Annotated in this window: 22 protein-coding genes and 1 pseudogene; 15 read left to right on the top strand and 8 right to left on the bottom strand. The window is 38.0% G+C overall.

Annotated features, from left to right (window positions below):
* The first annotated feature begins 177 nt into the window (after positions 1-177).
* The 3 genes from AN490_RS22255 (at position 178) to AN490_RS22245 (ending at position 3,730) form a co-directional block, all read left to right on the top strand.
* On the top strand, positions 178-1,986 hold the full coding sequence (locus tag AN490_RS22255) for an ABC transporter ATP-binding protein (RefSeq protein WP_300007120.1): 1,809 nt from the start codon (positions 178-180) through the stop codon (positions 1,984-1,986).
* Positions 1,987-2,013: 27 nt separating this feature from the next.
* Complete coding sequence (locus AN490_RS22250; protein ID WP_213720085.1) at positions 2,014-2,439, top strand: hypothetical protein; 426 nt, start codon at positions 2,014-2,016, stop codon at positions 2,437-2,439.
* A gap of 67 nt (positions 2,440-2,506) precedes the next feature.
* Positions 2,507-3,730 (top strand): bifunctional sterol desaturase/short chain dehydrogenase, encoded by a 1,224-nt coding sequence (locus AN490_RS22245; protein ID WP_300007282.1) that lies wholly within the window; start codon positions 2,507-2,509, stop codon positions 3,728-3,730.
* Positions 3,731-4,015: 285 nt separating this feature from the next.
* Here AN490_RS22245 and hisIE read toward each other — a convergent pair whose 3' ends face one another.
* The gene (gene hisIE / locus AN490_RS22240; RefSeq protein WP_300007117.1) at positions 4,016-4,666 is read right to left on the bottom strand and encodes a bifunctional phosphoribosyl-AMP cyclohydrolase/phosphoribosyl-ATP diphosphatase HisIE; all 651 of its coding nucleotides are present in this window, start codon (positions 4,664-4,666) and stop codon (positions 4,016-4,018) included.
* Between the two features lie 137 nt (positions 4,667-4,803).
* On the opposite strand from hisIE, the gene hemL reads away from it, so the two are divergent.
* The 8 genes and pseudogenes from hemL (at position 4,804) to AN490_RS22205 (ending at position 13,320) form a co-directional block, all read left to right on the top strand.
* Positions 4,804-6,102 (top strand): glutamate-1-semialdehyde 2,1-aminomutase, encoded by a 1,299-nt coding sequence (gene hemL / locus AN490_RS22235; RefSeq protein ID WP_168652588.1) that lies wholly within the window; start codon positions 4,804-4,806, stop codon positions 6,100-6,102.
* Positions 6,103-6,545: 443 nt separating this feature from the next.
* Positions 6,546-8,150 carry a serine/threonine-protein kinase gene (locus tag AN490_RS22230; RefSeq protein WP_300007114.1) on the top strand — a complete coding sequence of 535 codons (1,605 nt, stop codon included), beginning with the start codon at positions 6,546-6,548 and terminating at the stop codon, positions 8,148-8,150.
* Positions 8,151-8,466: 316 nt separating this feature from the next.
* Positions 8,467-9,663 (top strand): ABC exporter membrane fusion protein, encoded by a 1,197-nt coding sequence (locus AN490_RS22225; protein WP_300007111.1) that lies wholly within the window; start codon positions 8,467-8,469, stop codon positions 9,661-9,663.
* Positions 9,664-9,774: 111 nt separating this feature from the next.
* Positions 9,775-10,950 (top strand): ABC transporter permease DevC, encoded by a 1,176-nt coding sequence (gene devC / locus AN490_RS22220; protein WP_300007109.1) that lies wholly within the window; start codon positions 9,775-9,777, stop codon positions 10,948-10,950.
* A 104-nt stretch (positions 10,951-11,054) separates the two neighbouring features.
* Positions 11,055-11,246: pseudogene (locus AN490_RS22965) on the top strand (hypothetical protein); the annotation flags it as partial.
* A 21-nt stretch (positions 11,247-11,267) separates the two neighbouring features.
* On the top strand, positions 11,268-11,711 hold the full coding sequence (locus AN490_RS22215) for a DUF2127 domain-containing protein (protein ID WP_148762314.1): 444 nt from the start codon (positions 11,268-11,270) through the stop codon (positions 11,709-11,711).
* A 153-nt stretch (positions 11,712-11,864) separates the two neighbouring features.
* Complete coding sequence (locus AN490_RS22210) at positions 11,865-12,368, top strand: DUF4112 domain-containing protein (RefSeq protein ID WP_148762312.1); 504 nt, start codon at positions 11,865-11,867, stop codon at positions 12,366-12,368.
* Between the two features lie 16 nt (positions 12,369-12,384).
* Positions 12,385-13,320, top strand: a complete 936-nt coding sequence (locus AN490_RS22205) for an alpha/beta hydrolase (protein ID WP_168694924.1) — start codon at positions 12,385-12,387, stop codon at positions 13,318-13,320.
* Here the strand turns inward: AN490_RS22205 and AN490_RS22200 are convergent.
* From AN490_RS22200 to AN490_RS22180, 5 genes are all read right to left on the bottom strand, one after another.
* Positions 13,317-14,066: a transposase gene (locus AN490_RS22200; RefSeq protein WP_300007102.1), complete on the bottom strand. Its 750-nt coding sequence runs from the start codon at positions 14,064-14,066 to the stop codon at positions 13,317-13,319. The genes AN490_RS22205 and AN490_RS22200 overlap by 4 nt on opposite strands.
* A 579-nt stretch (positions 14,067-14,645) precedes the next feature.
* Positions 14,646-15,065, bottom strand: a complete 420-nt coding sequence (locus tag AN490_RS22195) for a hypothetical protein (protein WP_300007099.1) — start codon at positions 15,063-15,065, stop codon at positions 14,646-14,648.
* A gap of 186 nt (positions 15,066-15,251) precedes the next feature.
* Positions 15,252-16,313, bottom strand: coding sequence for a D-alanine--D-alanine ligase family protein (locus AN490_RS22190; RefSeq protein ID WP_015083057.1), 1,062 nt, complete (start codon positions 16,311-16,313; stop codon positions 15,252-15,254).
* Between the two features lie 167 nt (positions 16,314-16,480).
* Positions 16,481-16,780 (bottom strand): ATP-binding protein, encoded by a 300-nt coding sequence (locus AN490_RS22185; protein ID WP_300007280.1) that lies wholly within the window; start codon positions 16,778-16,780, stop codon positions 16,481-16,483.
* A 253-nt stretch (positions 16,781-17,033) separates the two neighbouring features.
* Complete coding sequence (locus tag AN490_RS22180; RefSeq protein ID WP_300007097.1) at positions 17,034-17,195, bottom strand: response regulator; 162 nt, start codon at positions 17,193-17,195, stop codon at positions 17,034-17,036.
* Between the two features lie 239 nt (positions 17,196-17,434).
* On the opposite strand from AN490_RS22180, the gene rpsB reads away from it, so the two are divergent.
* The 3 genes from rpsB (at position 17,435) to AN490_RS22165 (ending at position 20,690) form a co-directional block, all read left to right on the top strand.
* Positions 17,435-18,208 (top strand): 30S ribosomal protein S2, encoded by a 774-nt coding sequence (gene rpsB, locus AN490_RS22175; RefSeq protein ID WP_015083055.1) that lies wholly within the window; start codon positions 17,435-17,437, stop codon positions 18,206-18,208.
* Positions 18,209-18,590: 382 nt separating this feature from the next.
* Positions 18,591-19,535, top strand: coding sequence for a translation elongation factor Ts (gene tsf, locus AN490_RS22170; RefSeq protein ID WP_300007094.1), 945 nt, complete (start codon positions 18,591-18,593; stop codon positions 19,533-19,535).
* 318 nt (positions 19,536-19,853) lie between these two features.
* Positions 19,854-20,690, top strand: coding sequence for a hypothetical protein (locus AN490_RS22165; RefSeq protein WP_271823887.1), 837 nt, complete (start codon positions 19,854-19,856; stop codon positions 20,688-20,690).
* Between the two features lie 29 nt (positions 20,691-20,719).
* Here the strand turns inward: AN490_RS22165 and AN490_RS22160 are convergent, their stop codons facing one another.
* Positions 20,720-20,854, bottom strand: a complete 135-nt coding sequence (locus AN490_RS22160; RefSeq protein WP_300007090.1) for a hypothetical protein — start codon at positions 20,852-20,854, stop codon at positions 20,720-20,722.
* Positions 20,855-20,875: 21 nt separating this feature from the next.
* Between AN490_RS22160 and recG the strand changes: the two genes are divergently transcribed.
* The gene (recG, locus tag AN490_RS22155; RefSeq protein ID WP_300007088.1) at positions 20,876-23,341 is read left to right on the top strand and encodes an ATP-dependent DNA helicase RecG; all 2,466 of its coding nucleotides are present in this window, start codon (positions 20,876-20,878) and stop codon (positions 23,339-23,341) included.
* Here recG and pabB read toward each other — a convergent pair.
* Positions 23,315-25,567 (bottom strand): aminodeoxychorismate synthase component I, encoded by a 2,253-nt coding sequence (pabB, locus tag AN490_RS22150; protein WP_300007086.1) that lies wholly within the window; start codon positions 25,565-25,567, stop codon positions 23,315-23,317. The two genes, recG and pabB, sit on opposite strands and share 27 nt — an antisense overlap.
* Positions 25,568-26,267 lie beyond the last annotated feature (700 nt).

Genomic DNA, 26,267 nt, shown 5'->3' with positions numbered 1-26,267 from the left:
CGACAATATTTTCTAATATAATTCCCAAAAGTGAAGTTTGCCAAATTACAAGTTACCAATTTTTCAAAATTATCTCTTCTGTTCCTAAAGGAAGATAACTGTATCTATTGCTTCAATATTGATCACAAATCAACTCAATTATGTGGTAGTATTAACTGCAAGTAATTATCAATTAATATGGCTATGCCATTTAAATCTCTCCGATTATCCAAAAGGCGTAAACATTCTGTTCGTCCCCTCCAGCGGCTATTTAAATATGGACATCAGTATACTAAACAAATTCGACTGGCCATTGGTGCTTCTATCCTCAATAAAGTTTTTGACTTAGCACCCCCTGTATTAATTGGGATTGCGGTGGATGTGGTAGTCAAGCAACAAGATTCTATCATCGCCCGATTAGGCGTAAAAGATATTTATGGGCAATTTCTGATTTTATCCTTGTTGACGGTGATTACCTGGGTATTGGAGTCATTGTTTGAATATGCCTATAAGTTACTATGGCGCAATTTGGGACAGAATATTCAGCATAATTTACGACTGGACGCATATAAACATTTGCAAGAATTAGAATTAGCTTATTTTGAAGAACGCAGCACCGGTGGTTTAATGTCTATTTTGAGTGATGATGTTAACCAATTAGAGCGGTTTTTGGATGTGGGTGCAAATGACATTATTCAAGTAACTACAACTATTATTATTGTTGGGGCTGCGTTTTTTATTTTAGCTCCTAGTGTAGCTGGGATGGCAATTTTGCCTATGCCATTTATTCTCTTTGGTTCGATAATTTTTCAGAAATTTCTTGCGCCTCGTTATGCAGAAGTTCGGGAAAAAGTCGGTTTATTAAATGGGAGATTATCTAATAATTTGAGTGGAATTACCACTATTAAAAGTTTTACAGCAGAAGCTTATGAAGCGGCGCGGGTAGAATCTGAAAGTAATGCTTATCGTCAAAGTAATGCGAAAGCAATTGCTTTATCTGCGGGGTATATTCCGATTATTCGGATGTTCATTTTAATCGCCTTTACAATATTACTATTATTTGGCGGTATGGCAGCGGTAGAAGGAAGATTGGCTGTAGGTGCTTATAGTTCTTTGGTGTTTTTAGTCCAGCTTTTACTGTGGCCATTAACCAGATTAGGTGATACTTTTGATTTATATCAAAGGGCAATGGCTTCTACTAATCGAGTTATGGATTTGTTAGATACTCCCATGACAATTCATCCGGGAAATATTGATTTACCTGTAGATATGATTCGGGGGGCTTTGGAATTTCAAAATGTGAGTTTTGCTTATCAAAATAGAAATCCAATTATTCACAATTTATCTTTGGAAATTCCCGCAGGAAATACAATTGCAATTGTGGGTTCGACGGGTTCAGGAAAAAGCACTTTAGTTAAACTATTACTGCGATTTTATGAGGTGCAAAGTGGTAAAATTACTCTGGATGGAATTGATTTACAACAATTAAATTTGCGAGATTTACGCCGCTCTATTGGTTTGGTGAGTCAGGATGTGTTTTTATTTCATGGTACAGTGGGAGAAAATATTGCCTATGGGACTTTTACCGCTACCGATGAAAACATCATCATGGCGGCGAAAATAGCCGAGGCTCATGATTTTATTATGAGTTTGCCCCAAGGTTATGAGACAATAGTTGGGGAACGAGGGCAGAAATTATCGGGAGGACAAAGACAACGGATTGCAATTGCTCGCGCAGTATTAAAAGATCCACCAATTTTGATCTTAGATGAAGCTACCTCAGCGGTAGACAATGAAACAGAAGCTGCTATTCAACGTTCTTTAGAACGGATTACGGTCAATCGTACCACAATAGCGATCGCTCACCGTCTTTCCACCATTCGCAATGCTGATTGCATTTATGTCATGGAATATGGCAAATTAGTCGAAGCCGGAACTCATGAACAACTACTAGAGAAAAATGGCATTTACACCAGTTTATGGCGTGTGCAATCTGGGTTAAAATAGCAAAAATAAAATTACAAATTAATCATCATGTTTAGTATTCCTCAACCCGAAACAGCAGAGAACAAATGGCGCGGACAATTAGATAGATTTGTCAAAAACAATCAGTTAGAACTAGCCGCACTTTTTTGGGGATTGTGGTTAGAAAATGGTAATCGTCAGGGAACTATTGGGATTGATTTACAACCAACTCCCCATTTTGTCTATTGTCCCCAAACCGAAATAGAAAAATTAAACGAGCGAGTTGAAAATCGTCTCCAAGAAATCTTAGGAATTATTGATAATAACAAACCGGAAACAGAAGTAGTGATGATTGGAATTGGGAAAGGGGAAATTAAGTTAATTCAATTTGCACCCAAATCATCACCAGAAACCTGTTTTCAAGAAGTGGGAAAAAATGTAGATGAATTATTAGATTTACTAGAACAGCGATTAATTGAGCAAATCAGGGATTGATATAACTTTAGACAAAGATGGTAATAACTTGGTTTAATTAAGAAAAAGTGGTATCACCAGAAAGATGATGATTTTGGCTCAAAGCTTAACTATTGATTCGGTGTTAGTAAACAACTGTATCCAGTTCACAACCTGGGGATTTTCCTCCCTCTTACTCGCGGAAATTGTCAGAGATGCTTACCATGCTTTGTGTCATCAGATAACATGGTTAGCGAAATGGCATAATAAACATCATGCTGTGTATCGGCGGGATTTAACGTTAATTTCCCAAAAAGCCTACGTAGATTCCCAGTTGTATCACGATATCGTCGAATCGGGTATATTAGTAACAATATTAACAATAATTGCCTTACTAGCGCATCAATGGGGATTATGGTTAGGAGTTGCTTATGCAGTTACGTTTTTATACGGCGCATCTCTGCGATATTTTCAAGGAACAATAGACACAGACTACAATCATTTACCCGGACCTTTAGACACAATTCCCTCAGTTTTGTGGGTAAATAGAACCTATCATTGGCGACATCATTTTGATGATGTTAATGCTTACTATAGTGGTGTTTTTCCCCTAGTGGATAAAATATTAGGAACAGGACTTTCTCTTAAAGGTAAAACCGTAGCCTTAACAGGTGCTTCCGGTGCATTAGGACAAGCATTAGCAGCGGAATTATTAAAGCATAATGCTAAAGTTGTGGCATTAACAACGAATCCTGAAAAAATCGCAATTCAAGAGCGGGTCAAAATTGTAAAATGGGAATTGGGTAATGAAGATCAACTAAAAGAAAGTTTAAATAAAGTTGATATTCTCATTATCAATCATGGCATAAATGTTTATGGCGATCGCACTTCAGCCGCCATTCAAAATTCCTATCAAGTTAACACATTTTCTGCTTTGGAATTAATAGATGTTTTTTCTGCAACTGTCACAGGACCCCAAGACAAAGCCACTAAAGAAATTTGGGTAAATACTTCAGAAGCGGAAGTTTCCTCAGCTTTAAGCCCCTTGTATGAACTGAGCAAAAGAGCATTAGGGGATATTGTCACCCTTAAAAGATTAGATCAAGTTTGTGTCATTCGCAAATTAATTTTAGGACCTTTCAAAAGTCAATTAAATCCTTATGGTGTGATGTCAGCAAATCAGGTTGCAAAGGGGATTGTATTTTTTGCAAAACGGGATTTTAGAAATATTATTGTCACAGTAAATCCTTTGACTTATATCCTATTTCCCATCAAAGAATTTAGTACCTGGTTGTACTATCGGATTTTTAGTAAAGGGGTGAAAAGCGAATAATTACAAAGATAGCGTTGCTAAATAAAATCTAACAGTCTCCTTTCTCTCCACCTCTGCGTCCTCTGTGCCTCTGTGCCTCTGTGGTTCGTATCAAATAAGATAACTGATGATTTGTGAAAATGATCTAATCTCAAAATAACATAGTATACTGGGGTTAGTCGTATTTAACCCCAGTTGGATGAGCCAAAACAATTAACGCTGCCGAAAATTTCGGAGTTGCTTATAGTCTAATATTCCCTCTTTGGCAACTATTATTCGTGAGCGGTCTTCTCTTCATAAATTCGCCTATTTCCTTCTTTCTTGCAACTTCCGATAAACTGCTGTTAAATCAACCTGATGATACGCTAAGGCTACAAGAGTATGATAAAACAAATCCGCAACTTCACCAGCAATTCCATCGGCATCATCATCCTTACAGGCCATGACTACCTCCGCGCTTTCCTCACCAATCTTTTTCAAAATCTTATTATCACCACCAGCCAATAACTTGCAGGTATAAGAATCTTCATTGGGGTGATCACGGCGATCGCAAATTACCGCAAACAATTGTGATAAACTATCCCCTGGTGGTGGTGTCACCGTGCCATCAACCCGATGAAAACAACTACGTTCTCCAGTATGACAAGCTACATCACCCAACTGCTCCACCCCGATTAACAGAGCATCACTATCACAGTCATAACGAATAGTTTGTACCTTCTGAATATGTCCAGAAGTCGCGCCCTTGTGCCAAAATTCCTGCCGGGAACGACTCCAAAACCAAGTTTCCCCAGTGTCCAAAGTCCTTTGCAACGATTCCCGATTCATCCAAGCCATCATTAACACAGTTCCATCCAAATAATCTTGGATAATTGCCGGCACTAAACCCTTGTCATCGTAGCGAATTTTTTCCACAGGGATAGCAGATGAAAGCGATTTCAGTTCAGAAGAAGACATACCAGTTAATTTACAATAATTCTTTGACTCAAGATACCATTTTCAGCTAATCCCATACCAGAGAAATTCACAAGCAACTTTTCACCCTATCCTAAGATAGAAGCTCAATTTTAATCACCACCTCATAGGAGATACCCTTGGTAAACACCACAATTAAAACCACAAAATCACAAGAAATCTTTGCTGCTGCTCAAAACCTCATGCCCGGAGGAGTCAGTTCTCCTGTTCGCGCTTTTAAATCCGTCGGTGGACAACCCATCGTATTTGATCGTGTGAATGGCGCATATATTTGGGATGTAGACGGCAACAAATACATTGACTATGTTGGGACTTGGGGCCCCGCTATTTGTGGTCATGCTCATCCAGAAGTCATATCCGCACTACACGCAGCCCTAGATAAAGGCACAAGTTTTGGCGCTCCCTGCGCTCTCGAAAACGTTTTAGCCGAAATGGTCATTGATGCTGTTCCTAGCGTTGAAATGGTCAGATTCGTCAACTCTGGAACAGAAGCTTGTATGGCGGTATTACGCCTGATGCGAGCCTTTACAAATCGAGAAAAATTGATCAAATTTGAAGGCTGCTATCACGGACACGCAGATATGTTCCTGGTCAAAGCCGGTTCTGGTGTTGCTACCCTGGGTTTACCCGACTCCCCAGGAGTACCAAAATCCGTCACAGCCAACACCTTAACCGCGCCTTTCAATGATTTGGAAGCCGTAAAAGCCTTATTTGAACAAAACCCCCACGAAATCGCCGGAGTTATTCTTGAACCCGTAGTTGGTAACGCTGGTTTTATTACCCCTGATGCTGGTTTCCTAGAAGGACTACGGGAACTTACTCAAGAATATGGGGCATTATTAGTATTTGATGAAGTCATGACAGGCTTCCGCATTGCCTACGGTGGCGCACAAGCTAAATTTGGTGTTACCCCCGACTTAACTACAATGGGTAAAGTCATTGGTGGTGGTTTACCCGTCGGTGCTTACGGTGGTCGTCGTGAGATTATGTCAATGGTTGCCCCCGCAGGGCCTGTTTATCAAGCTGGAACTCTTTCCGGTAATCCTTTAGCCATGACAGCAGGAATTAAAACCCTGGAACTACTCAGCAAACCCGGTACTTATGAGTATTTAGAAAAAATTACCAAACAGTTAGCTGATGGATTGCTAAAAATCTGTGCAGATACGGGTCATGCTGCCTGTGGTGGTCATATTAGTGCCATGTTTGGGCTATTCTTCACCGCTGGACCTGTGCATAACTATGAAGATGCCAAAAAGGCTGATACAGCTAAATTTGGTCGTTTCCATCGCGGAATGTTAGAGCATGGTATTTACCTAGCCCCATCTCAATTTGAGGCTGGTTTTACTTCTTTAGCACATACTTCCGAAGATATTGAACAGACATTAGCTGCTGCTAAAGAGGTGCTATCTAGTCTGTAAATAGGTAATAGGCAAGAGTCACCAGTGACGATTAGTGTTATACTATTTTTCACAGGAAGGGTAATCAATCTGTCTAAAAACCTAACTGCCTAATGGCTTTTCTGTACCTTGACAATTAAATCTATGCGGTTCTACTGCATTGTTCTAGTTTCCTCCTAGTAGTCTGTCAAGATAAAAATGATGGACTGTAGTGTGAGCGTCTCGCTCACGCGGGCAAGACTTGTATTGAGCAGTTCGACCCTTGGACAAGCTCAGGGCATCGCAAGCTCACTGTAACACTTGTCGATAGCGCAGCGTGGCGTTAGCCATAGTATGCCCGCATTACCAAAAACCCGTCAAAAATAAATTTGACAGACCACTAGTTTAAGTGGTCTCGTTGAACCAAGAATCCCCGTGTCTTTAGACCGGGGAGTGTCAATCATCTTGCAATGAGTTAATAGTGCATGAGCTACTGCGTAAATCCGACTTGTCCCGATCCCAAAAATTCAGCATCTGTTCAAACTTGTCAAGCTTGTGGCTCGCAATTATTGTTGCATGATCGCTTTCGGACGATGAAACCAATTACTCAAGGTGGTTTTGGGGCAACATTTTTAGCAATAGAAGAAAAGCTGCCAGGGAAACCTCCTTGTGTAATTAAGCAATTACGTCCATCAAGTACGACTCCGTACATATTAAAAATGGCACGGGAGCTATTTGCCAGAGAAGCGGAAACTTTAGGTAAGATCGGTAATCATCCCCAAATACCGAGGCTGCTGGACTATTTTGAAGATAACAATCAATTTTATTTAGTTCAAGAATATGTGAGCGGTTTTACTCTCCAGCAAGAAGTGAAAAAAAATGGAGTTTATAGTGAAACCGGAGTCAGACAATTTTTAAGTGAAATCATGCCCTTGCTGCAATATATCCACGAGCAACAGGTAATTCACCGTGATCTTAAACCAGCTAACTTAATTCGTCGTTCTCAAGATGCCAGATTGGTACTAATTGATTTTGGTGCTGTCAAAAACCAATTTAGTCAAGTCACAACCAGTCAATCAGAACAATCAGCTTTAACAGCTTATGCGATAGGAACCCCTGGTTTTGCACCCCCAGAACAAATGGCGATGCGTCCGGTTTATGCCAGTGATATCTATGCAGTAGGAGTGACTTGTATTTATTTGCTGACTGCCAAAATTCCTAAAGATTTAGAATACAATCCCACCACAGGGGACATGATGTGGGAGCATCTGGTAGACATCAGCGACCATTTGACCAATGTATTGAAAAAAATGTTGGAGGTAACAGTACGCAATCGCTATCAGGTAGCGCAAGACGTACTCAAAGCTTTGGACATGGAGCCATATTTAGATAGTTTAGCCCAAGGATTACTATCCAAACCCTCCGGCTCTGCATCAACACAGAACAATTCAAATTCTGGTATTGATTCTATTAATTATACTCGTGCTAACAATGATAGTGTAGCAAAATTAGCTGCATCTATTCGAGCTAGAAAAGACAAGACACCAGGAGGAATGGAATGGAAACATGGACAAACTCAGGGTGGAGAATTTGCATCTAAATCAGCGCCAAAATCAGCAGCTAGAGATGTAAATTATCATGGTGACCCATTCGCTGCGCGAACATTAGATTCCCGAAGTCTAATAGCAGCATATCAGAAAGGACGACGAGATTTTGCTGGCTACAATTTTATCCGCTTGATTGTGGCTAACTCTAACTTATCAGCAGCTAATTTTCATGCTGCTCAATTTTATAAATCCAATTTTCAAGGAACTAATCTTCACAATACCGACTTTGGGAGAGCAAGTTTAAAAGAAGCAAATTTCAAAGATGCGGATTTAAGCAAGGCTTATTTTAATAATGCTGATTTAGAAGCAGCAGACCTCAGAAGTGCAAACCTCAGAAGTGCAAACCTCAGTCAAGCTAATCTGCGGGGAGCTAATTTGTCTGGAGCTAATCTTACTGGTGCTAAAATAACTGATGAGCAATTGGCTGTAGCTAAGACCAATTGGCTCACAGTGCGTCCAAATGGGAAACGGGGTTTGTTTTAATTGATAAAACTTAAATTGTCAGTATTTACGTTTTTTATCAGAAATTAAGAGTGAATTTAAATTAAATCATTTTGTCAAAAACATACTATTTTTATTAAAACTGTCATTGGTTAACCATCTGACTTTCTATTCTGGCATATCATCTCTAAATGTTCGTTTCTGTCAAAAATCTAGAATTGATTTGTCATCTGTAATGCAATAAATTGACTAAACCGATTTTGTCTAGATCTACATTTTTAGGTTTTCCAGGATTGCGGTTTCTACCTCGTATTTTTCATTAACTAATTTTGAAACAGCACTGAAAAGGTATGCAGTTGTGCAAAACCACAAGCTACAAGGTTCATTATCTTCTCAGTCTATTCTCCGATTAGCTATTGCTATTGCTATGCTGGCATCTTTATCTGTGGCTAGTATTAGTGTTTTTATTGTCCTAAAATTTCGGGATATAGATAATCAAAAATTAGCAACTGGTGCGATAGCAATACCAGAGATAAAAACAGTCACAGCCCTAGGTAGAATTGAACCAGAAGGGGAAGTAATTAAATTATCAGCACCTGTATCTGGAGAAGGAAGTCGAGTCGAAAAGATATTAATTCAGGAGGGAGATATGGTCAAAGTAGGACAGGCAATTGCTATTTTAGATAATAGCGATCGCTTGCAAGCAGAATTAACAGAAGCCAAGGCAGAAGTGAGGATAATTCAATCTAAAATAGCTCAAATTCAAGCAGGTGTTAAACAAGGAGAAATTACGGCTCAAAAAGCGATAATTGACAGATTAACTGTAGAAAGTCAAGGTGATATTGATACTCAAAAAGCAACTCTAGAAAAATTGCAAGCAGAATTACTCAATGCTGAATCTGAAAATAAACGTTATCAAGAATTATATACAGAAGGGGCAATTTCTGCGTCTCAAAGAGATAGTAAAAGCTTGAATGTAGAAACGGCTAAAAAAAGTCTTGAAGCGGCACAATCACAATTAAAAAAGCTGGAATTAAGTAGCCAACAACGAAAAAAGGAAGCTTCAGCAACACTAGATCAGATTTCTGAAGTTAGGAAAGTAGATGTAGAAGCTGCAATAGCCGAATTAAATCGGGCAGAAGTATTAGTGAAAAAAGCTACTATTAATCTCCAGAAAGCTTATGTAAAATCTCCTCAAAATGGACAAGTATTTGAAATCCATACCCACCCAGGAGAATTAATTACTAATAATGGCATTGCTGACATTGGTAAAACCAGTCAAATGTATGTAATTGCTGAAGTTTACGAAAGTGATATTACCAAAATTATTCAAGGTAAACAGGTGCGGATAGTTGGTGATATTTTTTCTCAAGAATTGCAAGGAAAAGTAGAAAGAATCGGTTTACAGGTAAGCAAGCAAAATCTCACTAATACAGATCCTTCTAGCAATATTGATAACAGAATAGTCAAGGTTCATATCCGACTAAATACAGCTTCCAGTCAGCAAGCAGCTAAATTTACTAATATGCAAGTTAAGGTAATTATTAGTCTTTAGTTAGTTGTGCATTTGGAAGATAAATTATCGGTCATTGCCAAAAATAGTTCTCCAAATGCTTCGCCCGTACAGTTGTCAGTTGTTAGTTGTTAGTTGTCAATTATCATTCCTATGATTAGTATTTTTCAACAATTTCGACGACGAACTCCTTTGGGTTGGTTGCAACTTACTCATGAAAAAAGTCGTTTATTCGTAGCAATATCAGGTATTGCTTTCGCTGATGTTCTTATGTTTATGCAGTCAGGCTTTCAAACTGCTTTATATGACAGCAATACTAGATTACATCGCAGTTTACAAGCTGATATTATTCTCATTAGTCCCCAAGCCCGTAGTTTACAAAGTATGTCTATTTTTTCCCGGAGACGACTGTATCAAGCAATGGATATACCGGGGGTGAAATCGGCTGAAGCTATGTATTGCAATCATATTATTTGGAAGAATCCCCAAACACATTTGGAAACCGGAGTCTTAATTATTGGGATAAATCCAGATCAACCAGCTTTTGATTTACCAGAAATTAATCAACAATTACAGAAGATTAAATTACCAAATACAGTTTTATTTGATCGGGCAGCCAGAGGAGAATATCAACAAGCAATAAAGAAAATTCAAGAAGGTAAAACTGTCACAACTGAAATTAATGGTAGCACAATTACTATTGGTGGTTTATTTAAACTTGGTGCTTCCTTTGCCGCTGACGGTAGTTTAATTACCAGTGCAAATAACTTCTCCCAAATCTTTGCCAGGCAGCCTACAAGTAGTGTGAACATCGGTTTAGTTAAAATCAAACCAGGTTATAAAACTGACCAAGTTGTTGCCCAATTAAAGGCTTATTTGAAAGATGATGTTAAGGTTCTCACCCATCAGGAATTTATTGAACTTGAAAATAACTTTTGGAGGAGCAATTCTCCCATTGGGTTTATTTTTAATCTCGGTGTATCAATGGGATTTGTGGTTGGAGTAATTATTGTTTATCAAGTTCTTTCCACAGATGTTAATGCCCATTTGCGAGAATATGCAACTTTTAAAGCCATCGGATATCGTCATTTTTATTTACTAACTATTATTTTTGAAGAAGCTTTAATTTTAGCAGCTTTGGGATTTTTCCCAGGGGTAGCCGTATCTTTAGGACTTTATCAGCTAACCCGAACAGCGACAAATTTGCCCATGTATATGACCATAATTCGTGGTTTACAAGTGCTATTATTAACTATAATTATGTGTGCTATTTCCGGAGTAATTGCTACTAATAAACTCCAATCTGCTGATCCTGCGGATATGTTTTAATTGCTAGTTTACTTGCTTTCGTACTGGCAGCATATTATTATACCGAAATTTCCCAAGTTATCTTGTTTTGGGTGGCATTTGTTCTGACTTGACCATTTGGGGCAACACTGGGGGATATTCTCACCAAACAACATGAGAAAAGCGGACTCGGTTATGCTACTATTGGCTCGTCTATAGTCCTGCTGTCAATACTTGGAGTCTGTGTTCTGTTGACAACTATCAAACCGAAAAGCAAGGGTTTTACACACCCTACTTATTTTTATGAAGGATACAAAAATCAAACCGAATTTCTATAAATCATCAATAATCAAAATTTAATGAATAAAAAGCGTCCTCCTGGTTTAGTGGCAATCGTTATCTATAAGGGATTTGTTGCTTTACTATTAGCGGCAACATCCCTCGTTTTACTTTTAGCTTTGAAAAATCATGAAGCTCTAATTATGCTCTCTCAATCCTATGTTTTAGAAGGAAAACTGGAGATAATTGAATGGCTTTTAGAAAAAGTCATTAATATCAAAAGTTCAACTTTAAAATTTAGTGGTATGGCTGCGGGAATTTATGCTTTAGTTACCGCAATTGAATCTGTAGGTTTATGGTATGAGAAAACCTGGGCAAAGATATTAGTTATTGGATTAGTTGGTATTAGTATTCTTCCCGAAATATTTGAGTTAATTCAAGGCTTGACAGTTTTGAAAATGTTAGTTTTCATAGTTAATATAGCTGTATTATGGTACTTATTTAGACATTTTTCTAAACATTAATTAAGCAAAAATGCTGATAATATAAACCGATTCGACAATTATCAAAGAATAGTTAATCTAGCTACAATTTTATTAAGCAAATATGAAAAAATTTTAGTTAGATAAATGAGATAATAGAAAAGTTGATCATCAAGTCATCGAAAATTATTAATAATGCCTAATTCTTCTGAACAGTTTTCAATTACACCTGATGCTTATGCACCTCGATTAAAGCGTCTACGTCAATTTAGTAAGGTATTAGATAATATAATTACCGTTCCCGGAACACAAGTAGGAATTGGTTTAGATCCTATTATTGGATTACTTCCCATAGGAGGTGATGCTTTAGGACTCATACTTTCATTTTATATTATCATTGAAGCTGCACAATTAGGCGTACCTACAGCCACATTAGGCAGGATGGTAATGAATGTAATTGTTGATTCCTTAGTTGGGGCTATTCCCATGTTAGGAGACTTGTTTGATTTTGCGTGGAAAGCTAATAATTACAATATTATTTTATTGGAAGAATCTTTAAAATCTCCTCAGCAAAATCAAAAAGCAGATAAATCATTTATCCTCATTTTTGCTGTGGGTTTATTTCTACTGGCTATTGTCTTAATATCCATCCCCGTGATATTACTAAGAATATTATGGCAAGTCTTCACTGGTAATTAAATTATCCTATAAAATTATGAAAGATTGGTGGCAAGATAATTTTCCTCAAGGACGGCAATATCTCGTTATTCCTGATGCTCAAGGTTATCCAATTCAAATAGCTTATGGTGAAAAAGGTCGAGGTAAACCGCTAATTCTATTACATGGTTTAGGCAGTTGGAGTTATAATTGGCGACATAGTATTGAACCATTATCTCAACATTTTCGGGTAATTTGTTGTGATTTTAAAGGTTTTGGTTTTTCCGAAAAGCCTGTATCTCGTCGAGAAGAAAATGGACATCAAATTATTGAATTAAAACGCATTATTCAAGCTTTATGTGATGAACCACCCATAATAGTAGCAGAATCTATAGGAGCATTAATTTCTTTAGGATTAGCTGGTAAAAATCCTGATTTAATCGGACGTTTAGTAGTAATTAATGCCCCTATTTTTACAGAAAGCTTACCTCATTGGTCTATGGGTTTACTGGCACAAACACCAATAGAGATTATCCATGCAGTTGATAATTTACGTCTCGCATATTGGTTTGCACCTTTAGTTAGAAAAGTTATGGGAACAGAAAGACGAAAGGTATTGTATGATCCTTCCCTGTTAACAGAGGAAGATATTTACTGGATTACTTACCCATTTATTGAAATTCCGGGGACTTTGGTAAAAGTTGCGGAAGATTTACAAATTGCTGCTCAAGAAATTGAGAATTTGCGAACAAATCAGCCAAGTATGTTGAGTAATATTCAAAAAAATCTCAAAAATATTGAATGTCCAACTTTGGTATTATGGGGAGATCAAGATAGTTGGTTTCCTGCTAGTCATGGGGAAAAATTACATCAACATCTTCCCAATTCTCGGTTACAAATTTTGCAAAATTGCTATCATGATGCCTCAACTGGTTCTTCTACTGTTGTGAATGCCGCAATTTTGGAGTTTTTAAAAGATACCAATTTCTTTTAAATAAATCTGATTGGATTTTTATTAGATAATAATTGCATTGTCTGAAAATTAGCAGGATTTTCCTGATCTTTTACCCAATTTATCGAATTGTTGACAATGTATTCACGAATATTATTTAATGCTTCCTCATTGCGGATAATATGTTCATAATAATTACGCTGCCAAATTACATTTCCTTTAGCTTTATTCATCCGATTAATTTGGCGTGTAGAAACTGATTTATAATTTTGAGTTATTGCCGCCAAAGATTGTGGTTTTGTCCCATTAATTTTAACTGTTTCACCCGTATAGACTGTAGGGGCGAAGCATTGGCTTGATAAATTTTGTTGTTTTGAAAAATCTTGATTTGCCAATGCTTCGCCCGCCACCTCAGAAAACAATTGTGAAAAATCTTGATTTGCCAATGCTTCGCCCACCACCTCAGAAAACAATTGTGAAAAATCTTGATTTGCCAATGCTTCGCCCACCACCTCAGAACTATCAATGATAATAATCCCATGTAAATGATTGGGCATGATCACAAATTCATCTAACTCGACATTTTTAAAATGTCGAGGAATAGATAACCAAGAACCCCTTGCTATCTCGCCATTTGTATTTAATTTTATTTCACCATCTACAATTTCACCAAATAAACAATTACGTTGATGGGTGCAAATGGTGACAAAATATGCTCCCCGTTGAGTATAGTCGTATCTTTTTAATCGGATGGAACGACGGTGGTGAATATTGGAATTGTAGGGCATAAATTTAATAGATGGATTTCTTTGTCATTTTTATGGGAAAGGGTGAAGCATTCGCCAATATAGTTTATCTGTTTGTTCCATATTTTTCTCGTGGAAAGGGTGAAGCATTCGCCAATATAGTTTATCTGTTTGTTCCATATTTTTCTCGTGCGAATGCTTCACCCCTACACAAAATAAAAAGAGAGTGGGAGGAGGCATACCAAAAGCCTGAAATCTCCCACTCTACATTTACTGCTGTAGCGTTTAGAAATATATACAAATACTGTCAAGTCATTGGGGGGGTAATGTAGCAAAAACAGTATCTAGATGCGGTTAATATTCCCATTGCAGCAAATGTCAAACCTGATTATTGTGATTATTTTTGACTCCATCAATGGTCAATCAATTATTTGTAAATCATTGTTATTTATGCTTGAAAAATGTTAGCATAAACTCTGGTACTGCATGAAAAAAATCAATATGTATTAGCCTCTAATAGCCACAATATTGAATTTGTTTATCTTGCATCAATGTAACTTAGGTAATTAAAACTTGGTTGCCAAGTTGGCACTTTCTTAAAAATCTTGTGTTTACAAGTTTCTAGAGGAATCGTGAATCTTGTCTGTCTCTGACAAATTCCGCATTGGTATTGAGGGGATAGATTTTCTCTGGTGGCGAAATTATGAGCAAATTTTTGCTGTCAGATGGAAAATTTGGGGATTTATGACGTTTCGGCGAGGACAATTTTTGACTATTGCGAGTGCGTTGAATAGCTTTTGTGCCTTCTCTTGAGTTTTGCAGTAGGTAGAAAATTACAAAAGAACCACTAGAACAGCAGAAGATAACTGCAATTATCAACCATAAAGGTAGAGGATTACTCGGATCGGAAAATGTGGAAATGGTTGATTGTACAGGGATAAGTGGGGTTTCTTTTTGTTCTTTTTGTGGTACATAGCTAATATAACTCAGTTGATGATATGCAAAAATTGCAACTCCTATAGGAATTAGGAACAAACTCAAGAACCAGATCCCAGGGTACTTTATCAGTAGATTTACTAGAAAAACTCTAATAAATCTATTTTTTTTAACCTCTTGCTCATTATCCATCACGTTAATCAAATTAATCACACAAATCATAGTTTAGACAAGAGGAAAATATTTATTTTCCCTCTTTACCTAATCCGCTATCTTCTCTCCCTAATCCCCTTAATTAATTGGAGAATGTCTTGAAATTGCTAGTAGAATTAACTGATCTACTAATTTGGCAAAGGGTATATCCGTATTAGCCCAGAGTTGGGGATACATACTTGTAGAGGTAAAACCTGGAAAAGTATTAATTTCGTTGATGAAAATTTCTCCCGTAGCTTCCACATAAAAAAAGTCTACTCTGGATAACCCAGCCGCATCAACAGCCGCAAAAGCTTGTAAAGCCATATCTTGAATTTGTTGTGCTACCACCTCTGGTAAGTTTGCAGGAATGAATAAATCGGCTTTCCCTGGGGTATATTTAGTTTCGTAATCGTAAAAATCACTCTCAAAGGTAATTTCACCAATGACGGAAACTCTGGGGTTGTCGTTACCTAAAACTGCACATTCCACTTCCCTGGCCACAACTCCAGCTTCGACAATAATCCGTCTGTCATGGGTGGCTGCATTATCTAAAGCTGTTTCTAATTCTTGACGCGATCGCACTTTAGCAATTCCTACCGATGAACCTAGATTAGCAGGTTTGACAAAACAGGGATAGCCTAATGCAACTTCAATTTCATCACACAATTTGGGAAATACACAAGCATTTGACCAAACTTGCGCCCTCGTCACAGCTTTATATTTTACTTGAGGTAGTCCCGCTTGGGCAAAGGCCATTTTCATGGCAATTTTATCCATTCCCATTGCTGAACCCAATACCCCAGACCCAACAAAGGGAACTTGGGTTAAAGTCAATAAACCTTGAATTGTACCATCTTCGCCATTGGGACCGTGAAGAACGGGAAACCAAAGCTCAACTTGGGCAGTTTCGGGCGGGAATTGCCATAAATTAGGGGTTATGGAGGGGATTTCTTGGGGAACACCAGATGTTAAAACTTGTTGTGCAACTTCTCCTGCTTGCCAAACACCATCTTTTTGGATATAAAAAGCCAAAATTTCGTATTTATTAGCATTTTCTTCTAAACTGAGGGCTTGAGCGATCGCCCGTGCCGAAATTATTGAAACTTCATGTTCTCCAGAACGTCCACCAAACAGTAAACCCACCCGTAGCTTAGTCATTTTTTTCTATATCTCCACAAATCCACAATTTCCATTATAGGGAAAATGCCGAAAACCCTGACATCTTCTTCTGTTCCCTGTTCCCTTCCCAAAATGTTCGATATAGCTTTGAATACATTCTAAATCTTCTCTCTTGCTTTTCTAGTCAAGTCTATGACCAGAATTTCTTAAAATTTCGGCTGAGGAAGCACAATTCTCATAATAGTTTGCGCCCCATAGATACTCTCAATGGAAAACTCTCCTCCATGTAGTTCTACCAATCTTTTAGCAATTAATAATCCTAAACCATAACCTTGTTGTTCATACATTTTACGTTCAAATTGGACATAAGCCCCAACATTATTAATTTGCTCCTGAGTCATACCACGTCCATAGTCAATTACAGACAAATAAAAGGCATTATTATGACTATTTCCGACAATCTTCACTGGTGTATTAGGCGGAGAAAATTTAAAGGCATTCTTAATTATTTATTCAGTAATTTTAGCTATTTTTGCAGGAGATATTTGCGCCATACCATCTGAGAGGGTGTTTGAAAAGTTATGGTTGATGTATCAAATATTTTTTACCCCACCCTATTTATTGTTTCCCCCCTTTACAAGGGGGGACTAAGGGGGGTAGCAATGTGATGAAAATTACGGAATACCACTTTTCAAACATCCTCTGAGATATCAATAGTTAAATCAGCTTCTCTATCAGCTTTTTTGGCAATTTCCCCAGCTATACTTCGCAAATTATCAAATCAGGATGTTTATCTTTAGCCAACTCTAAACCCTGTAACCCATTTTCTGCAACTAATGTATCAAAATCTGATAAGTGCAATATCTGCCTAAGATTGTTTCTGATTTGAACTTCATCTTCAATAATTAAAATCGTATTCATATAGTTTTGTATCGTAATCAAATGTTAACTATATTACTAAATTAGCATGATTTTTAGCTCTTTCAGTATCCTTCAAATAATGATACGGAAAATAAAAAATCCAAGTTCACCACAAAATTCAATATATTTGTGTTACCCTAGTACAGTTGTCTAAAATCCGCACATCTGGGAATTCGGGTGTTTCTTAAATTGAGAAATGCACCTAGATGGAGGTTTAACCCGAATAGGAGTAACAAAATATGCCAGTAGTTTCCTTGGCTCAAATGATGGAGTCAGGTGTTCACTTTGGTCACCAGACCAGACGTTGGAACCCTAAAATGGCTCCTTATATCTACACCTCACGAAATGGTGTACATATTATTGACTTGGTACAAACAGCCCAGTTGATGGATAACGCGTATAATTATATGCGGACACAATCAGAGCAAGGTAAAAAATTCCTGTTTGTTGGCACTAAGCGCCAAGCAGCGGGAATTATTGCCCAAGAAGCCCTCCGTTGTGGTTCTCACTACATTAACCAACGTTGGTTGGGTGGAATGCTCACCAACTGGGCAACCATTAAAACCAGAGCCGAGCGTCTCAAAGATTTAGAGCGGAGAGAAGAAACCGGCGCACTGGATTTATTGCCAAAGAAAGAAGCCTCTATGCTGCGTCGGGAAATGACGAAGCTACAAAAATACTTGGGCGGCATTAAAAACATGAGGAAAGTTCCCGATATCGTGGTTATTGTTGACCAGAAGCGGGAATATAACGCAGTTCAAGAATGCGAAAAATTAGGTATTCCCATTGTGTCCATGTTGGATACAAATTGTGATCCAGACGTTGTGGATATTCCTATCCCAGCCAACGACGACGCAATCAGATCCATTAAGCTAATTGTTGGTAAATTAGCAGATGCTATCTACGAAGGCCGTCACGGTCAACTAGAAGCAGAAGAAGATTACGATGATTATGCTGACGAAGATTACGAATATGATGAAAGTGATAGCACTGAATCTGAAGGCGAAGCATAAGTAGTCTGGCAAATAAGTAGGGGTTTAGCAGCTCTCATTGGTGTCAACTTAGGCTAGGGATAACTTATTTGTTTGGCTGCAACATTCCCGCCCAGAACTTAAGTTCCGGTCTAAAAACTAAAGTGCGTTAAAACGCACTCTGGTTAACTCAAAATCAATAATTATCCTATTTACGCTAAAATATTCGGTTTTAACCGACTTTAGCTTTTAGACAGGGAATTTATTCCCCGGCTTCAAGGGACTGCGCTTTACCCCTACATCCATACTACAGATCGGGATATTTTTTTTGATTGGAAGTCTCTTAAATGATTTTCAAATGAGTCCTGATCGTCTGATAATCTTGAATAATATTTGTATCTGTCAAGTTAAGAATTGAGGCAATATGGCGGAAATATCTGCGAAACTCGTCCAAGAGCTACGCCAAAAAACCGGTGCTGGCATGATGGACTGCAAAAAGGCACTGAAGGAAAATAATGGCGATGTCGAAGAATCCATAACCTGGCTACGGCAAAAAGGTATTGCTAAAGCTGACAAAGGAAGCGCTCGCATTGCCGCAGAAGGTTTAGTAGACACCTATATTCAAGCTGATGGACAGATAGGTGTACTCATAGAGGTCAACTGCCAAACTGACTTTGTTGCCCGCAATGAAGCTTTTAAAACCTTAGTTAAGAATCTAGCACAACAAGCTGCAACTGCTGATAGTGTTGAGTCTTTATTAACTCAACCATATATTGAAAAGTCCAGCGTCACTGTTGATGAATTCATCAAAGAAACCATTGCTACTCTTGGTGAAAATATTCAAGTGCGGCGCTTTGTGAATTTCTCTCTCACCACTGATACACCAGGAGTAGCAGATAGCTACATTCACACTGGTGGTCGGGTTGGTGTATTAGTGGAATTGACCGCTCAAAGTGCTTCAGCCGCTGCTAATGAAGAGTTCCAAAGTTTGGCTAAAAATGCAGCAATGCAAGTTGCCGCTTGTCCCAACGTTGAATACGTTAGCGTAGACCAAATCCCTGCCGAAATTGTCACTAAAGAAAAAGGCATCGAAATGGGTAAGGACGACTTGGGTAACAAACCAGAGAACATCAAAGAAAAGATTGTTCAAGGTAGAATTGATAAGCGCCTCAAAGAAATGACTTTACTAGATCAACCTTATATCCGTGATCAAAGTATTTCGGTAGAAGAATTGGTGAAACAAGTAAAATCCAAAGTTGGCGAAGAAATTCAAGTTAGTCGCTTTGTGCGCTATGTACTCGGTGAAGGCATTGAAAAGAACGAAATGAGCTTTGCTGATGAAGTTGCTGCCCAAATGGGTGCTAAGTAATTTTGTGATTAGTCAGTGGTCAGTTGTCAGTGGTCAGTTGTTAAGAATATATACTTAATAATTGGTTGTTGATTATGGACTTTTATTTTTGACTAATAACTATTCCCATTTACAGGCCAGCGCGTTCTGCGTGGCCTGTATTTTATTTAAATGATGATTATTTATTTAAAATCCGTATATTTGTACTACAGAAAGCAACTAACAAGCATTTGGAGAACTATTTTTGGCAATGACCGATAATTTATCTTCCAAATGCTTCGCCCCTACTGACAACTGACAACTAACAACTGACAACCGACAACTAATTAGCTTAAAGTTATGACAAGAGCAATTGAACGGATAGAAAAAGACATTACTGAATTAAAAGAGGCGATTAGTGCGATCGCTCACGAACTCAATTTAGCCTATACTAAATATATAAATACCTTGGGATCAGCCTTACAAAAACAATTGATTTTGGCTAGTTATTACCTGTGTACCCAAGGATATCCTGATGAATTTCTGAACTTATCACTAAATCAACGGCAAAAATTACAACAAAGCCTTCGTAAATTAAGTCAACAAGCCGCTAAAGAATTAATTAGTTATATTCAACCTCCAGAAGTTACCCAAACAGAAGCAGTTGTAGAAATTGAGGAGGAAGAAGAAAACGAAGAAAACGAAGAAAACGAACAACAACCTCAAGCATTAGATCCTTCTAACCCCATAGAACTAGTTGAATGGCAACAAAATTTAGAAGAAGAGATTCAAGAAACTTTAAAAAAAGTCTCCCAATCAGCTAATATCTTCATCCAAAAAACAGGGGTTTTACCCAAAAAACTACCAGAACCGATTTTAGTCGCTGCCACCGCTGCTGCTGCTTCTTCAGAAGCTTCTAGTAATATGATACCCAGCCCTCCCAATTTATTAAACTTAGTCATAGAAATTAGTAATGAGGAAGATTCCGAAGATTCTAGCCTCACTCAGATTATGGCTATTCACTTACGACTAGGAGAAATAGAATTTGCTGAAGCAACACTATTGTCAGAACGCAAGGCAGTTCGTAATATTTTAATGCAATTGAATAAACTCGGACGAGAATATCAAAAAAGACAACGAGAACTTAAAATTGCTGAAGCTGAAGCCGCTTGGCGTGCTAGTTGGTTTGAGGATTAGTACCGCAGGGCGGAATGAAAAATGCAAAATTAAAAATTAGAACCTGTATAGGTTATTGAAAATATATATCTATTAAAACTACATACTACGGGCGAAGCATTTGGAGAACTATTTTTGGCAATGACCGATAATTTATCTTCCAAATGCTTCGCCCCTACTAACAACTGACAACTGACAATTAACCAATGACTAATGAAATGCCCGATTGGATAAGATTACATAAAGCTTTAGCATTTGAGGCAGAAAAAGGCTTTATAGATTTAGTAGGTAAGCAATATCGCTTTAGTGAATTTCTTTGTTTGACTTTTGGTAATTTCCCAACTGCTTTACCACCAAAAGAAAGACTCCGCTGGCATCAAGTAGGAATGCAATTTGCCAATTATCCAAATTTAACATTACCAGAAAGACAACATTTAGTAGCAGAAGTTAGAAGATATCTAAATCAACTTCAACAAGAACTAGAAACAGAAGAACCTCAAATAAATTACGAATCTAAAAATCAACATCCCACAACTCCAATTGTTGCCGAAGTTAGTAAAAGACTAGCACCAACACTGGATAAACAACTGAGAGATTTACCAGAAATTGGCATCAGAAAATCCGAGAATTTAGGGCGATTAAATTTATATACAGTCCGTGATTTACTATTTTATTATCCTCGTGATCATATTGATTATGCCCGTCAAGTAAATATTAGTGAGTTGGCAGGAGGAGAAACAGTAACTATCATAGCGACAGTAAAACGGTTTAATTTTTTCACCAGTCCTAAAAATAAGAAATTATCAATTTTAGAATTAATCCTCAAAGATAATACTGGACAAATTAAAGTTACCCGTTTTTATGCAGGTGCGCGTTTTAGTAGTCGTGGTTGGCAAGAAAGTTTAAAACGCCTATATCCTGTAGGTAGTATGTTAGCAGCTTGTGGATTAGTAAAAGGTGGTAAATATGGTTTAACTTTGGATAACCCAGAATTGGAAGTTTTGGCAAATCCAGGAGATACCATTGATTCTCTCACTATTGGGCGAGTTGTTCCCATTTACGCCCTGACTGAAGGAGTAATGGCTAATACAGTCAGACAGGCAATGATGATCGCTTTAACAGCAGCAGTGAATTTAAAAGATCCTTTACCTAAAGGTTTACGAGAAAAATATGCTTTGATGGAATTGAAAGATGCAATTCCTAATATTCATTTTCCTAAAGATAGTGACTCCTTAAAAATTGCTCGTCGTCGGTTAGTATTTGATGAATTTTTCTACTTACAACTGGGCTTATTGCAACGGCAAAAAAAAGCGCGAGAAATTCAAACTAGTGCCATACTTGCACCCACAGGTAAATTATTAGAAGAATTTAACGAAATTCTCCCTTTTCAACTGACCGGCGCACAACAACGAGTTGTTAATGAAATTCTCACCGATTTACAAAAACCTGTAGCCATGAATCGCTTAGTTCAGGGTGATGTTGGTTCAGGGAAAACTGTGGTTGCTGTTATTGCTATTTTGGCAGCAATTCAATCAGGTTATCAAGCGGCGTTAATGGCTCCCACGGAAGTATTAGCAGAACAGCATTATCGTAAGTTAGTTAGTTGGTTTAACTTACTACATTTGCCTGTGGAATTATTAACAGGTTCGACAAAAATAGCCAAAAGAAGAGAAATTCATTCTCAGTTAGAAACAGGAGAGTTACCTTTATTAGTCGGGACTCATGCCTTAATTCAAGATAAAGTTAATTTTCAACATTTGGGCTTAGTAGTAATAGATGAACAGCATCGTTTTGGGGTACAACAACGGGCAAAGTTACAGCAAAAAGGCGAACAACCTCATGTTTTAACCATGACAGCTACGCCCATTCCTCGGACTTTGGCATTAACTGTACATGGGGATTTAGATGTTAGTCAAATTGATGAATTACCACCGGGAAGACAACAAATTAAAACCACAATGTTAAGTGGTCAACAACGTCCCCAGGCTTACGATTTAATCCGTCGAGAAGTTGCCCAAGGTAGACAAGTTTATATAGTTTTGCCTTTGGTAGAAGAATCGGAAAAATTAGATTTACGTTCGGCTGTAGATGAACATCAAAAGTTACAAGAAAGTGTTTTTCCTGATTTTCAAATTGGGTTATTGCATGGACGCATGACTTCAGCCGAAAAAGAAGCAGCAATTCACAAATTCCGCGATAATGAAACTCAAATTATCGTTTCTACCACTGTGATTGAGGTGGGAGTGGATGTTCCTAATGCCACTGTGATGCTGATTGAACACGCGGAAAGATTTGGTTTATCACAATTGCACCAATTACGGGGGCGTGTAGGACGGGGTGCAGCGCAATCTTATTGTTTATTAATGAGTAGTTCTAGAAGTCCTGATGCTCAACAACGCTTGAAAGTGTTGGAACAGTCCCAAGATGGTTTTTTTATCTCGGAAATGGATATGCGGTTTCGCGGTCCTGGAGAAGTGATGGGAACTCGCCAATCAGGTGTAGCGGATTTTACTTTGGCTAGTTTGGTGGAAGATGAGGACATTTTGCTGTTAGCACGACAAGCAGCGGAAAAGGTGATTGAGATGGATGCAAGTTTAGCGCGTTGGCCATTAATGCAGGATGAGTTGAAGTATAGGTATGAGCGGTTAATGGGTGGCGCGATTTTGACGTAAAATCTTAGTTATCAATGTTGGCACTCCCCCCCAATTATTGAGGGGAATACAAATAGCAGGTGGTAGATCCGTAAACGCACATATCTCTGTTGTAAATTGTTCGCACTCAGGGATTGCCACAATACTTTGATAATTGCTTCCATTTGTTGTGATCATCATTGCCTGAATCAATGCCTTAGCTTTCAGCATGATTTCTTCAAACTCCATCTGGGGATCAGAAAGTGCTACAATACCACCACCAACACCAATCGAAGTTTGTTCTGGGGTCAGGACAGCGGTACGAATAACAATATTCAAATCGGCTGAACCATTTAATCCTAAAAAGCCAATAGACCCAGAGTAAACTCCCCGCGCTTCTTGCTCTAATTTATCAATAATTTCCAGGGTTCTAATCTTAGGTGCGCCCGTCATAGAACCCCCAGGAAAGGCGTTCCGAATGCAGTCTACGGCACTCATATTAGCTCGTAATTGACCGCGAATTGTTGTCACCAATTGATGTACTGTAGCGTAGGTTTCCACAGCCATTAATTTGGGAACATGAACCGTTCCCACTGCACAAACCCGTCCCAAATCATTTCTAAGTAAATCCACAATCATCAGATTTTCCGCTCGATCTTTTTCACTGTTCCGCAATTGTTCACAGAGGATAAAATCTTCTGCGGGTGTTTTTCCTCGTGGTAACGTTCCCTTGATAGGTTTTGTTTCTGCCCAACCTTGGCGATCAATTTGCAGAAATCGTTCTGGAGATGAACAGGCAATTCCCACATCACCAAAGCGCAAAAATGCAGCATAAGGAGCAGGATTGATGCGGCGTAATGAACGATAGAACTCTAGCGGATCAGGTGTTGTATCTGTGTAAATCTGGTTTGTTAAACAAACTTGATAAGTTTCTCCTTCGTGAATTTCTTGTAAACATTTTTCAATATCATCAAGATAAGTCTTTTCAGACCTGCTCAATCTAAAAATAACAGGTGTTTTTTTGTTTTGAGGAACAATAGGCGACAGAGGAGGAAGATTGTCAATTTGGTTTTTGATCGCTTCAAACCAATCTTCGGCGGAGGCTGTTTTTCCTTTCTGAATTAGACAAAGCAGATAGATAGTTTGCTCTTGGTGATCAACTGCAATCATTCTATCTGCTAACATAAACATGGCATCAGGTAAGGCAGATGTGTGATTGAATTTTCCTCCAGATTCTGCCTTTAATTCATAGCCAAAATAACCCACAAACCCACAATTGAAATCAAAAGGTAAATGCTCAGATGAGCAATGTCGCCGTTCAATTTCCCGCTGGAGATAATCAAAAATTCCCTCTGTTTTGAAACTGACATTATCGGACTGTGTAATTGTCAGTTCTTGCCCTTGCGTCCGATAATGGATTAGGAGACTGTTTTCACCACTGTTATCTCCCATGAAAGAAAAGCGAGAAAGACCAGGTTCAACCCGACTGCTATCTAACCAAAATGCACTGGCTGATTTACTAAACAAATGTACAAACATCTGTTCTGTATCGGGACACAAATTCAATTTGCGCGTACAAAGTTCAAATTCCTGTTGCTGTTTTTTCTTAGTAGAATTTGTGGGTAAAGTTCCATTCCCGTTATTTCCTGTCCAATAATGTTTTTTCAGGCTTTTGCCTTGCTCTTGGGCAAATTTCCGAGTAATCTCTTGAAAATTCTCAAACAAAGTATGTCCATACTCAGTACAGATTGACTCTGGATGAAACTGTACACCCCACATTGGTAAAGAGCGATGGCGCATTCCCATAATCAGGTTGTCCTCTGTCCACGCTATTTTTTCTAAACAGTCCGGTAGGTCATCTGCAACCAGCAAAGAATGATAGCGCACCACAGAAAAAGGAGAAGGTATTCCTGTAAACAAATCAGTAGCAGTATGATAAACCTCACTGAGCCGACCATGCCGAACTTCAGGTGCGTGAATAACTTTTCCTCCATAGCCAAATCCTAGTCCCTGATGTCCCAAGCAAACGCCTAGAAGTGGTACTTGGGCATTTTCAATCATTTGACGACAGATCCCAAAATCTTTTGATTTCTCTGGACGGCCAGGACCTGGTGAAATTACGATGTTATCAAATTCCCATTGTTTCAGTTCATCCCATATAACTTGATCATTATAAATTACAGTTGGATACTCTCCATTAACTTCTGCAATCAATTGGTAAAGGTTAAAAGTATAAGAGTCGTAGTTATCAATAATCAGGGTTTTCATGTTTAAATCTTCCTAATTAACTCGTCGAAAGGGCTAAAGCCTAACTACATATAAAAGTTTGATAGGTTTCCAGCAATTTTTATCCATAAACTCTATCTTTTAAGATTTCAACATAATTTTGCAGCATTGATTGAATATCTTTGTAACTAAAATATGTCTCCGAAAAGTGCTGTATAATGGTTTGCCAATTAAGTAGGTTGGCGTTAAAAATTGTCGTTATGGCAAGGACAGAGGCAAGAGTGAAGAAGTTTTGAGAGATTTTACTTTTCTTCACACATTTTGGTTATTTTACGGCCACCTATTTAGTTAAAAAAGATACTAGATAAAGTTTGAAATAGTTGATAGAATATAGTATCAGTTTTCACAATATTTATATTCTTTTCGATTCATTGAAGCTACGCTAGGTGTAGCTAATGTTAATAATATCAAGCTTATTAGTGTTATGGATATTCTTTGTTTTTACCGAATAAAAACCCAACTTCGATTTCAGTTGTTCCTATTAAGTGACGTAAATCACATATATATATGATTTAGATCCTCCCATAGAAATCGCCATGTTGGTATAATTAATAGTAACTAAACTCTAGCCGAGTCATTAATAGGGAACACACTAATCGCCGACAGCCTATCATAAGCCTGTCGCTTTTTTTGTTATAAGTAACGTAAAAACTGACGATAATCATAACATATCCCCACAACT

Source organism: Anabaena sp. AL09 (genome assembly GCF_001672255.1).
Lineage (GTDB): Bacteria > Cyanobacteriota > Cyanobacteriia > Cyanobacteriales > Nostocaceae > Dolichospermum > Dolichospermum lemmermannii.
Note: the sequence above shows the minus strand (reverse complement) of the source record. Positions and strands in the feature narration are given on the sequence as shown.